This is a genomic window from Agrobacterium sp. RAC06, assembly GCF_001713475.1.
Lineage (GTDB): Bacteria > Pseudomonadota > Alphaproteobacteria > Rhizobiales > Rhizobiaceae > Allorhizobium.
Genome location: NZ_CP016499.1, coordinates 2,034,774 through 2,047,054, shown reverse-complemented (window position 1 = coordinate 2,047,054; position 12,281 = coordinate 2,034,774). Strand labels below are relative to the sequence as shown.

At 61.4% G+C, this 12,281-nt stretch carries 10 protein-coding genes and 1 pseudogene; 8 read left to right on the top strand and 3 right to left on the bottom strand.

All coding sequences use genetic code 11. The features are described 5' to 3' along the window. Positions 1 to 7: 7 nt before the first annotated feature. Together ugpA and ugpB are read right to left on the bottom strand one after the other, a co-directional pair. Complete coding sequence (gene ugpA / locus BSY240_RS09945; protein WP_006726481.1) at positions 8 to 889, bottom strand: sn-glycerol-3-phosphate ABC transporter permease UgpA; 882 nt, start codon at positions 887 to 889, stop codon at positions 8 to 10. 77 nt (positions 890 to 966) lie between these two features. Continuing rightward, on the bottom strand, positions 967 to 2,274 hold the full coding sequence (ugpB, locus tag BSY240_RS09940; protein ID WP_054150921.1) for a sn-glycerol-3-phosphate ABC transporter substrate-binding protein UgpB: 1,308 nt from the start codon (positions 2,272 to 2,274) through the stop codon (positions 967 to 969). A gap of 430 nt (positions 2,275 to 2,704) precedes the next feature. On the opposite strand from ugpB, the gene BSY240_RS09935 reads away from it, so the two are divergent. Continuing rightward, entirely contained in the window at positions 2,705 to 3,112 is a 408-nt protein-coding gene (locus tag BSY240_RS09935; protein WP_069042198.1) for a hypothetical protein, read from the top strand. A gap of 84 nt (positions 3,113 to 3,196) precedes the next feature. After that, positions 3,197 to 5,709 (top strand): annotated as a pseudogene (gene secD / locus BSY240_RS09930) (protein translocase subunit SecD). Positions 5,710 to 5,747: 38 nt separating this feature from the next. Here secD and BSY240_RS09925 read toward each other — a convergent pair. Further along, positions 5,748 to 5,918 carry a hypothetical protein gene (locus BSY240_RS09925; RefSeq protein WP_371418405.1) on the bottom strand — a complete coding sequence of 57 codons (171 nt, stop codon included), beginning with the start codon at positions 5,916 to 5,918 and terminating at the stop codon, positions 5,748 to 5,750. Between the two features lie 203 nt (positions 5,919 to 6,121). On the opposite strand from BSY240_RS09925, the gene BSY240_RS09920 reads away from it, so the two are divergent. Genes BSY240_RS09920 through mnhG form a run of 6 tightly spaced genes read left to right on the top strand, consistent with a single transcriptional unit; the run spans position 6,122 to position 12,131 of the window. Continuing rightward, on the top strand, positions 6,122 to 9,043 hold the full coding sequence (locus BSY240_RS09920) for a monovalent cation/H+ antiporter subunit A (RefSeq protein WP_335622543.1): 2,922 nt from the start codon (positions 6,122 to 6,124) through the stop codon (positions 9,041 to 9,043). Further along, positions 9,043 to 9,381, top strand: a complete 339-nt coding sequence (locus BSY240_RS09915) for a Na+/H+ antiporter subunit C (protein ID WP_054150753.1) — start codon at positions 9,043 to 9,045, stop codon at positions 9,379 to 9,381. The genes BSY240_RS09920 and BSY240_RS09915 overlap by 1 nt, the downstream gene beginning before the upstream one ends. Next, complete coding sequence (locus BSY240_RS09910; RefSeq protein WP_083229612.1) at positions 9,378 to 11,018, top strand: monovalent cation/H+ antiporter subunit D; 1,641 nt, start codon at positions 9,378 to 9,380, stop codon at positions 11,016 to 11,018. The genes BSY240_RS09915 and BSY240_RS09910 overlap by 4 nt, the downstream gene beginning before the upstream one ends. Then, complete coding sequence (locus tag BSY240_RS09905; protein ID WP_054150751.1) at positions 11,015 to 11,491, top strand: Na+/H+ antiporter subunit E; 477 nt, start codon at positions 11,015 to 11,017, stop codon at positions 11,489 to 11,491. The genes BSY240_RS09910 and BSY240_RS09905 overlap by 4 nt, the downstream gene beginning before the upstream one ends. Then, positions 11,488 to 11,769 carry a K+/H+ antiporter subunit F gene (locus BSY240_RS09900; RefSeq protein WP_054150750.1) on the top strand — a complete coding sequence of 94 codons (282 nt, stop codon included), beginning with the start codon at positions 11,488 to 11,490 and terminating at the stop codon, positions 11,767 to 11,769. Before BSY240_RS09905 ends, BSY240_RS09900 begins: the two co-directional genes overlap by 4 nt. Then, the gene (gene mnhG / locus BSY240_RS09895; RefSeq protein ID WP_069042196.1) at positions 11,766 to 12,131 is read left to right on the top strand and encodes a monovalent cation/H(+) antiporter subunit G; all 366 of its coding nucleotides are present in this window, start codon (positions 11,766 to 11,768) and stop codon (positions 12,129 to 12,131) included. The genes BSY240_RS09900 and mnhG overlap by 4 nt, the downstream gene beginning before the upstream one ends. The last annotated feature ends 150 nt before the right edge of the window (positions 12,132 to 12,281 follow it).

The window sequence follows — 12,281 nt, the reverse complement described above, 5'->3', positions numbered from 1 at the left end:
CCGGTCCTCAGCCGTAATGAACCCGCTTCTCGACGAAGCGGAACTGGAAGGCAGTCAGGCCGATCACGATGATCATCAGGATGACGGACTGCGCTGCGGATGAGCCGAGGTTCAGGTTGACGAAGCCGTCGTTGTAAACCTTGTAAACCAGCGTTTCGGTCGCCTTGGCCGGGCCACCACCGGTGACGGCATGGATGATGCCGAAGGTATCGAAGAAGGCGTAGACGGTGTTGACCACCAGCAGGAAGAAGGTCGTCGGGGCCAGAAGCGGGAAGATGATGGTCCAGAACCGCCTGCTGCCGCGGGCCCCGTCGATGGCGGCCGCTTCGATGAGCGATTTCGGGATCGCCTGAAGGCCTGCAACGAAGAAGAGGAAGTTGTAGCTGATCTGCTTCCAGGCGGCGGCGAAGACGATGAGCGCCATGGCCTGGTCGCCCTTCAGAAGCGGATCCCAATCAAAGCCTGTGGAGCGCAAGAGATAGGCAAGCGTTCCCATGGCCGGGTTGAACATGAAGAGCCACAGCATGCCTGCAACGGCAGGGGCGACGGCATAGGGCCAGATCAGCAGCGTGCGGTAAAAGGTCTGGCCGCGGACCACCTTGTCGGCCGCCGTGGCCAGAAGCAGCGCGACCGCCATCGAGACGAGAGCCGTCAGCGCGCTGAACACGATCGTCACCTGAAACGCGTGCAGGTAATTCGGATCCGACAGAATGTTGGAGAAATTGGCGAAGCCCACGAAGGTGCTTTTGAGCCCGAACGGATCTTCCCTCAGCATGGACTGGTAGATCGCCTGGCTTGCGGGCCAGAAGAAGAAGACCAGCGTCAGGATGATCTGGGGCGCCAACAGCAGATAGGGCAGGATTTTGTTCGGGAAGTGAACCGTGTGCAAGGCGATGCTCCTCAGCCGGCCATGGAAAAAGCACTGCCCGCACCTTGCGATGCGGGCAGTGTCGTCATTCGGTCAGATCAGTTGCTGGAAACGGAAGCGATGGCTGCATTGCCACGCTCGACGATCTTGTCGAGCGTCGTCTTGGCATCCTGCGAGCCGGCCAGCATGGCTTCGAACTCTTCGTTCATGATGTCGCGAACCTGCGGCAGGTTCGGCAGACGCACGCCCTTGGAGTTTTCGGTCGGAGCCTTGCCGGTCATCTGCAGGATCGGCGTTTCGCGCGCCGGGTTCTTCTCGTAGAAGCCCGAGGACTTGGTCGCCTCATAAGCGGCATTGGTCACCGGAAGATAGCCGGATACCTGGTGCAGGCGTGCCTGGATTTCCGTCTGCGACAGGAAGTTGAAGAATTGGGCGATGCCCTTGTATTCTTCATCGCTCTTGCCACCGAAGACCCAGAGGCTGGCGCCACCCGGAATGGTGTTCTGCGGGCCATTGCCTTCGTAGTAGGGAAGCTGGCCGATACCGTAGTTCATGCCCGACTTGACGATGTCGCCAAGGCCGCCGGAGGACTCGGTCATGATCGCGCATTCGCCGGAAAGGAACAGCTGCTTGGCCTCCGAGGTGCGGCCGCCGTAGCGGAACGCGCCATCCTTGGCCAGATCGGCGATCGACTGGAAGTGCTGGACGTAGAGATCAGAATTGACCTTCAGTTCGACGGTGCCGCCGGCAAGACCGTTTTCATTGGTGCCGTAGGACACGTTGTTCCAGGCGGCGAAGTTCTCGGTCTGGATCCAGGTCAGCCAGGTCGACGTCATGCCGCATGGAGCCGCGCCGCTGTCCTTGATCTTGCGTGCGGCTTCGAAGACTTCCGGCCAGGTCTTCGGCGGGTTTTCTGCGTCAAGGCCGGCCTTCGTGAAGGTATCCTTGTTGTAGTAGAGAACTGGCGAGGACGAATTGTAGGGGAAGGACAGCATGGTGCCGTCAGGCTTCGAATAGTAGGCAACGATGCCGGCCAGATAGTCGGACTTGTTGAACTCGAAGCCACCCTTCTGCAGCACTTCAGCAACCGGAACGACAGCGCCTTCAGCGCCCATCATGACGCCCGAGCCAGCGTCGAAGACCTGAATGATAGCCGGTGGCTGCTTGGAGCGGAATGCGGCGATGCCGGCATTCAGCGTTTCCGGATAGGTGCCCTTGAAGACGGGCATGATCTTGTAATCGCTCTGGCTCTCGTTGAATTCCTTGGCCAGTTGGTCGACAACTTCGTTATTGGCGCCGGTCATGGCATGCCACCACTGCAGTTCCGTGGCGGCAAAGGCAGAAGAGCCGAAAGAAAGCGAAAGGGCGAGGGTCGCCGCGGATGCAGCGAAACGTTTCGTGGACATGGTGCCTCCCTGATGTTCCACCTGGCCAAGCGACAGGCTGGCCAAGACTTGCCCTACGTCAGATCCTCCCAGATCTGCGTGAGCGCGCTTCGTTTGAAGCGTCTCGCATTCAAAACGAAAACATATGAACCTGCAACGAAATTGTGACAGTCGGTTGTCCGGAGCTGTGTACAATCAAAGATCGCGATCGGATGCTATTGAAAACGTGGGCGGAGAGGGATCTGCGCGGCACAAGGCTTGCCTTCTCGATCGCTCGCCACCACTTTCGCAAAGGCCAGATGACCTGCATTTCGATCACATGCACGTGAAAACGCGGTCCATCGACCCGAACGCCGGCTGAAGGCGAGCGGTCCGACTATAGAGGAGGCTCGAGCTTGCTGGGTGGAGAAATGCTTTCGGATATGCCACATCCGTCCTCGGAAGGATGGTCATGGACGCTCAAGACTTGAGGCATCACACGCCGCTTCGGCAGCGCGCGCACCTGAAAGCCGTCATTGCAAGTCTGTTTGCCTCGCTGCTCCTGGTGTTCGGCGGCGATGCTTTTGGTCGTCTTCACCACGGATCTTCCAGCGCAAGCGTCCTGACCAGCTCGGATGCCGGACAACTGGTTGCCGGCGCCACCAGTGACACCCGCTATCTCAGCGCATCCGAACGGTCCTCGCGACCGAAGCTGAGGCCGGGCGAGGCGGGTGATGGCTTTGTTGCGCCCGAGATCCACGCCGTCTCGACAAGCCGACAGGGTGACCGGGCCAAACGGATCCTTTCCGACCGCGCCCTCTTTCATTTGCCGCTGGCCTATCGGTCGCGCGCACCCCCGACGATCCAGCCCCTCGTCTGACCGTTTTGCCGCCATCTCCGTGATGGCTCGAACCGTTTGCGCCACTGCTCCTCAAGCAGCGGCCGCGAAATGCTGGATTTTCAAATGAAGAACTCTATCGCCAAGGTGATGGGCTATATGCTCGTCATCGTGCTCGGCCTGCTCGTGGCTCTGCCAAACGTGCTCTCCGACGCAACCCTGTCCCGCTTTCCTTCCTTCATGCCCCACGAGCGCGTCTCTCTCGGTCTCGATCTGCGCGGCGGATCCCATCTCGTTCTGGAGGTGGATCGTCCTGCCATGCTCGACGAATGGCTTCAGAGCCTGACCCAGGAAGCGCGTACCGCCTTGCTCGAAGCCCGCATCCAGACACGCAGCATCCGCCGTGACGGCGACGCCCTTGCTGTCACGCTGGCCAACCCCGCCCAGCTTGCTGCGGCAAGACAGGCGCTTGCGGTGCTCAATAACCCTGCGATCACCGTCACCGGGACTGGCCTGCCGGAGCTCGATGTCTTCACAACCGGCGGCGACACGGTGCGCATGGCGCCAACCGAACAGGGTATCACGGCGCGCCTCGGCCATGCCGTCGACCAGAGCCTCGAAGTCATTCGCCAGCGTGTCGATCAGGTCGGCGTGGCCGAACCCACCATCCAGCGTGTCGGTGGCGACCGTGTTCTCGTCCAGCTTCCGGGAGAGCAGGATCCGTCACGGCTGCGGGCGCTTCTCGGCACGACCGCGAAGATGAGCTTTCATCTGCTCGGCGAGCCGGGTGCCGCCGGCGTCGAGACGCTGAGGGATGACGAAGGTCGCAGCTATCCGGTGCAGGCAACGGTGCTGCTGGCCGGTGACAGGCTTACCGATGCGCGCGTCCAGTTCGACCAGCAGGGCGGCCAGCCGGTGGTGTCATTCCGCTTCGATGGCGTCGGCGCGGAACGCTTTGCCCGCATCACGAGCGACAATGTCGGCCGTCCCTTCGCCATCGTGCTCGACGACAAGGTCCTGAGCGCGCCGGTCATCCGTGAGCCGATCACAGGTGGAGCGGGACAGATCTCCGGGGACTTTTCGGTCGATGAGGCCAATACGCTCGCGGCACTCTTGCGCGCCGGTGCGCTCCCCGCCAAGCTCACCGTTATCGAAGAACGCACCGTCGGCGCCGACCTCGGTGGCGACGCGATAGAAATGGGCATCGTATCGGGTCTTGCCGGTTTCGGCCTGGTCGTTGCCTTCATCGTCGCGCTCTATGGCGCCTGGGGCCTGCTGGCCGTGCTCGCTCTGACCCTGAACGTCATCCTCACCTTTGCAGGGCTGACCATCGTCGGGGCGACGCTCACCTTACCCGGGATCGCGGGGATCGTGCTTGGTATCGGTCTTGCGGTCGACGCGAACGTCTTGATCAACGAACGTATCCGCGAGGAGGCGGCCAAGGGGCGAGGGGCCTTCGCGGCCATCGACCAGGGCTTCGCCAAGGCCTATTCGACGATCATCGACAGCAATGTCACGGCCCTGATCGCAACCGTGCTCCTGTTCTGGTTCGGCTCGGGTCCGGTGCGCGGCTTTGCCGTCACCATGGGCCTCGGCATCGCAATCTCGATGTTCACCGCCGTCTCGGTCGTCCGTGTCGCCATGGTTGCCATCGCTCGCCGCTGGAAACTCAAGACGATCACGATCAAGCCGCTGTTGCCGTTCAAGCTGATCAAGGACGGCACCAGGATCGACTTCATGAAGGCGCGCCTGTTCGGTATCGGTGTTTCGGCCTTCCTGTCGATCTCGTCGATCATCCTTTTCATCACACCCGGCCTCAACTACGGCGTCGATTTCAAGGGCGGCATCCAACTTGAACTGTCGACAACCGGGCCCGCCGATCTAGGCCGTCTCCGCTCCGGGATCGAGGGATTGAACCTCGGGGAAGTCGCCTTGCAGGAGTTCGGTGACAGCAATCACGTCATGCTGCGCCTCGAGCGGCAGCCGGGGGAGAGCAGGCCCAGACCGACGCGGTCACAAAGGTCCGCGAGGCGATCCAGACGATCGACGCCTCGGCCAAGATCGAGCGAACCGAGGTGGTTGGCCCCAAAGTCAGCGGCGAACTGGCAGCGGCAGGACTGACGTCGGTCATCCTCGCGTCGCTTGCGATGCTCGTCTACATCTGGGTGCGCTTCGACTGGCCGTTCGCCGTTGGTGCGATCGCGACCCTGATCCTCGACGTGACCAAGACGATCGGCTTTTTCGCTCTAACAGGGCTCGACTTCAATCTGACGGCGATCGCGGCATTGCTGACGCTGGTCGGCTACTCCGTCAACGACAAGGTGGTGGTCTATGACCGAATGCGTGAGAACATGCGTCTCTACAAGGCAATGCCGTTCCGAGACCTGATCAATCTGTCAATCAACGAGACGCTGGCCCGAAGCCTCTACACCTCCGCCACAGCCTTCCTCGCCATGGTGCCTATGGCGGTCTGGGGTGGCAGTGCGGTCGAGAGCTTTGCCGTGCCGATGGTCTTCGGGATCTTTATCGCGGCGTCGTCTTCGGTGTTGATTGCCGCGCCGATCCTGCTCTTCCTCGGGGACTGGCGAAACCGCAGAAAGATCCGCAATCGGGAGCCGCTGCAGGAACAGCCCGCGTGATAAAAGCTTGAGGCGGGCACGTTTCGAGCCCGCCTCAACTAGCCTTCCCGCGGAGAAGAGCAGAAGATGCCCGGAAAACCATTGTCGTTGGTGAAGCGCAGACCTGCCTTCTCGAAGGCCAGTTTGAGCTGCGCCTCGGTCGATCGGTGCGCACCATGGCGCTGGCCTTCGTAGTCGCGGATGGTGCTGCGGGAGACAAGCGACTGCAACGCCAGTTCCTCCTGCGTCCAGTCCAGATACCCACGGGCCGCACGACAGAGAGCAGGTGAAAAAACAGTGTCCTGAGCGGATTGAACCATGTTCATAACTGACCATATAAGTGGATATTGACCATTTAGGGTGACTGCAGCGGGTTTTCCAGTCTGCGCTTTGTGTCACCCGAGCAGATTTCTTCGGGGGATATGGATTTGGGATAACGCTGGACGCTTCGAGTCTTTTGCTTCTGCTGCTGGTTCTTCCGTTCCTCGGCAGTCTTGGCTCGGCTTTCATCCTCAACACGACGTCCCGTGATCTTCCGGTCTTCGTTGCAGGGGCAACGACGCTCCTGACCCTGATCCTGACGGCTTCGGCCTACCCGTTCGTGATGCAGAACGGCGTTCTGCGGTTCACGGCCGAGTGGCTGCCGCAAGTCGGGCTAAATTTCTCCCTGCGGCTTGATGGCTTCGCCTGGATCTTCTCCATGCTGGTCACGTCGATCGGCTTTCTCGTCATCCTCTATGCCCGCTACTACATGGGCAAGGATGACCCCATCCCGCGCTTCTTCTCCTTCCTGCTGGCCTTCATGGGGGCGATGCTTGGCATCATCGTCTCGGGCAATGTCATCCTGCTCTCGATCTTCTGGGAACTGACCAGCATCTTCTCCTTCCTGCTGATCAGTTACTGGCACACGAATGCCGCAGCCCGCGACGGTGCGCGCATGGCACTGACGATCACCGGTATCGGCGGTTTCTGCCTGCTGATCGGCATGCTCCTCCTCGGCAAGATCGTCGGCAGCTACGATCTCGACAAGATCCTGGCTTCAGGCCAGCTGGTGCGCGAACATCCGCTCTATCTGCCGACGCTGATCTTCATCCTGCTCGGTGCCTTGACCAAGAGCGCCCAGTTCCCGTTCCATTTCTGGCTGCCCAATGCGATGGCAGCCCCGACGCCGGTCTCCGCCTTCCTGCATTCCGCGACCATGGTGAAGGCGGGTGTCTTCCTGCTGGTGCGCTTCTGGCCGGTGCTGTCAGGGACCTATGAATGGTTCATTCTCGTCGGCCTTGCAGGCATCTCGACCATGCTGCTCGGCGCCTTCCTGGCGATGTTCCAGCGTGATCTCAAGGGTTTGCTCGCCTATTCGACGATCAGCCATCTCGGCCTGATTACGACGCTCCTCAGCCTCGGAAGTCCGTTGTCGACGGTGGCGGCGATCTTCCACATGCTCAACCACGCAACCTTCAAGGCCTCCCTCTTCATGGCAGCCGGGATCATCGATCACGAGACGGGCACGCGTGACATGCAGCGGCTGAGCGGCCTCTATCGCTTCATGCCGGCAACGGCCACGCTCGCCATGGTCGCCAGTGCCGCCATGGCCGGCGTGCCCCTGCTCAATGGCTTCCTGTCGAAGGAAATGTTTTTTGCCGAAGCTGTCGAAACCCATGCGGATTCCTGGCTCGATGTGAGCCTGCCCTATGTCGCAACGCTGGCCGGCCTCTTCAGCGTCGTCTACTCGCTCCGCTTCATCCACACGGTCTTCTTCGGCCCACTGCCGAAGGACCTGCCCATAAAGACCCCGCATGAGCCGCCGCGCTGGATGCGCGTTCCCATCGAGATCCTCGTGGTGGTCTGCCTCATCGTCGGCATCGTGCCCGCGATTTCCATCGGCCCGTTCCTGCAGACGGCCGTTGAGAGTGTGCTCGGTGACCAGACCCCGGAATACAGCCTCAGCGTCTGGCATGGCATTAACGTGCCGCTGCTCATGAGCTTGATCGCCCTTCTCGGCGGCATCGGTCTTTATGTGGTGATGCGGGACTACCTGTCACGTTGCGAGGATGGGCCGCCCTATCTCCGTCGACTGCGTGGCCAGCGCCTTTTCGAACGGGTCCTGGTTACCGTCTCTTGGCGCTGGGCGCGTCTCGCGGAAAGCCGGCTCGGCACCCGCAATCTGCAGCCGCAGCTCCGCTGGATCGTGGTCAGCGGCTTCGTCGCTGCAGCCCTGCCACTCTATTTCTCGGGTTTCGAACGCAGGCCGATCGTCTTTTCCGCCATCGATCCGGCTTTTGGCCTTCTCTGGCTGGTCGGCATGGCGCTCGCCATCGGCGCCGCGGTTTCTGCCAAGTACCATCGTCTCGCAGCCCTCATCATGCTCGGCGGGGTGGGGCTGATCGTCTGCATGACCTTCGTCTGGCTATCCGCGCCTGACCTTGCGATCACCCAGTTGCTGGTGGAGATCGTCACAACGGTCCTGATCCTTCTCGGCTTGCGCTGGTTGCCGAAGCGCAGCCCCGACCGAGGCGAGGTCATGACCCTGAAAAGCCGGTTCCGGCGTTTCCGCGATCTTTCACTGGCGATCGCCTGCGGCATTGGCATGTCGGTCGTTGCCTTCACGGTGATGACCATGCCGGTGCCGGATGCGATTGCCACCTACTTCCTTGAGAACGCCTATACGGAAGGCGGCGGACGCAATGTCGTCAACGTCATCCTCGTTGACTTCCGCGCCTTCGACACCTTCGGTGAAATCGCCGTCCTCGGCATCGTCGGCCTGACCGTCTATGGCCTGCTGCGCCGTTTCCGTCCGGCTGATGACAGCATGGAACTGCCGGAACAGCAGGTACGCCAAAACCGCTTCGATGCAGACCAGCCGGAACGGTCGCCGGGCGACATGATGCGCGACTATCTGCTCGTGCCTTCGGTGCTGATGCAGTGGCTGTTTCCGGTCATCATCACGCTTTCCGTCTATCTCTTCATGCGCGGTCACGACATGCCCGGCGGCGGCTTCTCGGCCGGCCTCACCCTGTCGATCGCCTTCCTGCTGCAATATCTGGCGGGCGGCACGCGCTGGGCGGAAGATCGCATCCGCATCCTGCCGTTGCGCTGGATGGGAGCCGGCATCCTCACTGCATCGGCAACGGGGATCGGGGCATGGCTCCTCGGTTATCCCTTCCTTACCTCGCATTTCCGCTATCTGGAAATCCCCCTGATCGGCCAGGTGCCGGCGGCCTCCGCGCTTCTCTTTGATCTCGGGGTCTTTTCGCTGGTGGTCGGCGCGACCGTGCTGATCCTGACGGCGCTTGCCCACCAGTCGATCCGCATCAACCGCCTGAGGGCACTTGAAGCCAAGGGGGAGAAGCGCTGATGGAACTCATCCTGTCGCTCGCCATCGGACTGATGACCACCTGTGGTGTCTGGCTCATCCTGCGTCCGCGGACCTATCAGGTGATCATTGGACTGTCGCTGCTGTCCTACGCAGTGAACCTCTTCATCTTCGGCGTTGGCGGGGTGAAGAGCAACATGCCGCCTATCCTGGAGAACGGCGTGGTGTCGACGACGCTGAGCGACCCCGTGCCCCAGGCCCTGGTGCTGACCGCCATCGTCATCGGCTTTGCCACCACGGCTCTCTTCCTTGTCGTGCTGCTCGCCGCTCGCGGACTGACCGGCAACGACCATGTCGACGGGAGGAACGAGAAGCCGTGATCGACTGGAGCCACCATCTCATCGTCACGCCGATCCTCTTGCCGATGATGACGGCAGCGATCCTACTGTTCATCGACGAACGCAACAGGACGACCAAGGCGCTGGTCAGCCTGACGGCGACGGTTCTGCTGCTCGCGAACGCCCTCGTTCTCTTCATTGTCGAGAGCGGACCGAACAGTTTCGAAAACGTCTATCTGCTCGGAAATTGGGCGGCCCCCTTCGGCGTCGTGCTCGTCATTGACGGGCTTTCGGCGATGATGCTGTTGTTGACCGCTGTCCTCGCCATCGCCGCACTGGTCTTCTCCATGGCCAGGTGGCACGCCGTCGGAGCCCATTTCCACACCCTGTTCCAGCTTCTGCTGGTTGGCGTCAACGGCGCGCTGCTGACCGGGGACCTCTTCAATCTCTTCGTCTTCTTCGAAGTCATGCTGGCCGCCTCCTATGGGTTGCTGTTGCACGGCACGGGCACGCTGCGCGTCAAGTCCGGGCTCCACTACATCGCCGTCAACCTTGTCGCAGCGCTCTTCTTCCTGATCGGGGTCAGCCTTGTCTATGGAACCGCCGGCACGCTGAACATGGCCGACCTTGCCCTGCGCATGCCGGACATGGAGCCGGATCGCCTGATCCTGATGGAGGCTGGCGCTGCTGTGCTCGGCGTCGCCTTCCTGATCAAGGTCGGCATGTGGCCGCTCTGTTTCTGGCTGCCGTCCGCTTACAGCGCGGCTTCAGCCCCGGTGGCTGGCATGTTCGCCATCCTCAGCAAGGTCGGCATCTACGTCATCCTGCGCCTGACCATGCTGCTGTTCGGTGATGGTCCATCGGCCGGCTTCGGGGCGGAGGTCCTGCTGCTCGGCGGCATGGCGACGCTCGTCTTCGGAACCATCGGCGTTCTCGCATCCCAGGCTCTGGGGCGTCTCGCCGGCTATTCGGTCCTCGTTTCCTCCGGCACGCTTTTGATGGTGCTCGGCATCAATGACGGTGTCGTCTCCTCCGGTGCCCTGCTTTATCTCGTGAGTTCCACCCTGACGATCAGCGCCTTTTTCATGCTGATCGAACTGGTGGAGCGCGGACAGGATGCGGGCGCCAACGTCCTTGCCGTCACCATGGAGGCCTATGGCGACGGCGAGGAGGCGGACATAGAGGACGGCGAGGGCACGACCATGCCCGGGACCATGGCTATCCTCGGCATCTGCTTTGCGGCCTGCGGCATTTTGCTTGCCGGCCTGCCGCCGCTGTCGGGCTTCATCGCCAAGTTCGCCATGCTGTCCGCCATGATGGGCACGGGCTCGATCGGGACGACGCCCGATCTTGCCGTCTGGACCCTGATCGTGCTGGTCATTCTCTCAGGCGTCGCGGCCCTGATCTCCATGACCCGTGCGGGCATACGCACCTTCTGGGGATCGATCGAAGGGGCTGTGCCGCGGGTACTCGTGGTCGAACTCGTTCCCGTGATGCTGTTGCTCTCGCTCACGCTCGGCCTGACCGTGAAGGCAGGACCGGCGATGACCTATATGGACACGACGATCCGGACACTCTCCAACCCGTCCGCCTATGTGGATGCTGTGCGCAATGCCCATGTGGTGAAGGATCAAAGCTCTTCCGGCACGACAGCAGGTGAGGGAGGAAGCGCGCCATGATCCCTCATCCACTTCTCAGCCTGGCGCTGCTTCTAATGTGGCTGCTGCTCAATGACTTTACCCTCGGACATCTGGTCCTTGGTTCTGTCGTGGCGATCTTCGGCGGTTGGGCCATGGCATCGCTCAGACCCGACAAGCCGAAGATAAAGAAGTGGTATCTGCTGCCCAAGCTCTTCCTGATCGTCTTCGTCGACATCATCCGCTCGAATGCTGCCGTCGCCCTGCTGATGCTCAGCGGCAAGCGCCGAAAACAGACATCGGGCTTCATCACGGTGCCGCTCGAAATCGAGCACCCCACCGCCCTTGCCATCATGGCCGTCATCCTGACCAGCACGCCGGGCTCTGCCTGGCTCGCCTATGACGAGCGCCGGAAGACTGTCCTGATCCACGTTCTCGACCTGATCGACGAGGAGCAATGGGTCGCTAACATCAAGCATCGCTACGAACGCCTGTTGCTGGAGATTATCGAATGAGCGCCATCATTCTTTTCACCGCCGTCTCGATTGCCAAGGTGCTGCTCGGGCTCGCCCTGATTATCGCGGCCGTACGCATCTTCATCGGCCCACGTGCCCAGGACCGCATCCTCGCCCTCGATGCATGTTATGTGATCGCCATGCTGATGCTCGTTACCTTCGGGATCGGCAGTGGCCGCACGGTCTATTTCGAGGCGGCCCTGGTGATCAGCCTGTTGGGTTTCGTGGCAACCGTGGCGCTGGCCAAATTCCTCATGCGCGGTGAGGTAATCGAATGACCGTGCCAGTCGCCGATCTTCCGCTCTGGGTCGTCATCGGCGTTTCCGTGCTGCTTCTGCTCGGCTCGGGCCTGACGCTGCTCGGTGCCATCGGGCTTTTGCGCCTGCCAACCTTCTATCAGCGGATCCACGCGCCAACCCTCGGCACGAGTTGGGGCACGGGCGCAATCATGCTGGCCTCGATCCTCTACTTCTCAGTCGTCGGCTCGCGCGCCGTCCTGCACGAGATCCTCATCGGTGTCTTCGTCACGCTGACGACCCCGGTCACCCTTATCCTGCTTGCAAGGGCAGCGCTGCACCGCGACCGCACCGAAGGCAATACGTCCGTTCCTTCGGCCAATCCGCCGCAAGATCAGCCCTGACCCTTGTGGAGAGGGGCGGGCTCCGCTGTTTCCATTGAATGCCCCCTTGGGAAGCTCCGAACACAGCACTTGTGATCAATTGTTATAGTTGATAGGTCCATTCATCTTTTGGAGGCGGTCGCGTCTTGCGACGATCCGATCCCCCTTGTT

Bases quoted from the DNA above. Each gene is read 5' to 3' on its own strand.
- ugpB (WP_054150921.1), bottom strand. From the start codon at position 2,274: ATGTCCACGAAACGTTTCGCTGCATCCGCGGCGACCCTCGCCCTTTCG.
- BSY240_RS09935 (WP_069042198.1), top strand. From the start codon at position 2,705: ATGGACGCTCAAGACTTGAGGCATCACACGCCGCTTCGGCAGCGCGCG.
- BSY240_RS09915 (WP_054150753.1), top strand. From the start codon at position 9,043: ATGGAACTCATCCTGTCGCTCGCCATCGGACTGATGACCACCTGTGGT.
- BSY240_RS09905 (WP_054150751.1), top strand. From the start codon at position 11,015: ATGATCCCTCATCCACTTCTCAGCCTGGCGCTGCTTCTAATGTGGCTG.
- BSY240_RS09900 (WP_054150750.1), top strand. From the start codon at position 11,488: ATGAGCGCCATCATTCTTTTCACCGCCGTCTCGATTGCCAAGGTGCTG.
- mnhG (WP_069042196.1), top strand. From the start codon at position 11,766: ATGACCGTGCCAGTCGCCGATCTTCCGCTCTGGGTCGTCATCGGCGTT.